The 1,050-nt window shown below is 63.9% G+C and carries 1 protein-coding gene; it reads right to left on the reverse strand.

Going from position 1 to position 1,050, the window contains the following annotated elements:
* Nucleotides 1-54: 54 nt before the first annotated feature.
* Complete coding sequence (locus HS053_RS22100; protein ID WP_174213395.1) at nucleotides 55-987, reverse strand: IS5 family transposase; 933 nt, start codon at nucleotides 985-987, stop codon at nucleotides 55-57.
* Nucleotides 988-1,050 lie beyond the last annotated feature (63 nt).

A 1,050-nucleotide genomic window follows, 5' to 3' on the forward strand; every position in this document is an offset into this window, starting at 1 on the left:
GGCTCTGTTGCACAAATCGGTTGATCGTGGGACCTCCCCTTTCCGTGGACAGACCTACCCCGCGACCTCTGTGATAGGCGTGCCGAGGGCGGTGAAGCCGTTCAGGACGGCGACACGGACCTGGAACTCTGCGACCTGACGGTCGAAGTCGCGTGCGGACAGGCGCTGCCCCAGGAGCTTGACGCAATGCATCTTGGTCTCGGCGCGGCTTCGGCGGTGATAGCCGCTCCATCGTCGCCATATGGTTCGACCGACGCGCTTCGATGTGCGCAGGATCTCGTTGCGAGCGATGGCCCCGGCGGTGTCGGGTTTCCAGGGTTTGGCGTTCTTGCGGGGTGGAATGATGGCAGCGGCACCTCGGGCGGCGATGGCATCATGGCATTTGCGGGTGTCGAAGGCGCCATCAGCGGTGACGCTGGCGATCTCCTGTCCGGGCGGGATCTGGTCGAGCAGTTCGGGCAGCATGGGGGCATCGCCGACGTCGCTGGTGGTGAACTCCGCCGCCCTGATCTCCAGTGTTTTTTCATCGATCCCGATGTGGATCTTGCGCCAGACACGCCGCTTGGAACCGCCGTGCTTGCGGGCGTTCCACTCTCCTTCGCCCTCGACCTTGATCCCTGTGCTGTCGACCAGCAGGTGTAGCGGGCCGTCCGAGCCGCGGTAGGGAATGTTGACCTTCAGCGTCTTCTGGCGGCGCGACAGCGTGCTGAAGTCAGGGACAGCCCAGTCCAGGCCGATCAGGCGCAACAGGCTCTCGACGAACCCAGTTGTCTGTCGAAGTGCCATGCCGAACAGCACCTTCATCGTCAGGCAGGTCTGGATGGCCGCATCGCTGTAGTCAGGCTGGCGGCCGCGCTTCCCGGTTGGCGCGGCTTCCCAGGTCATGGCGGGATCGAACCAGATCGTCAGCGAGCCCCGGCGCTTGAGCGCAGCGTTGTACGCGGGCCAGTTCTTGGTCTTGTAGACAGGGGGTATGGGTCTGCTCATGCACGCCGGCTACCACGCTGGATTCACGAGATGAATCCCTCACGGGATTTGTGCAACAGAGCC

It is taken from the genome of Tabrizicola fusiformis (assembly GCF_013328815.1).
In the GTDB taxonomy this organism is placed as follows: domain Bacteria; phylum Pseudomonadota; class Alphaproteobacteria; order Rhodobacterales; family Rhodobacteraceae; genus Fuscibacter.

Coding starts and splice junctions, on each gene's coding strand:
- HS053_RS22100 (WP_174213395.1), bottom strand. CDS start 987: ATGAGCAGACCCATACCCCCTGTCTACAAGACCAAGAACTGGCCCGCG.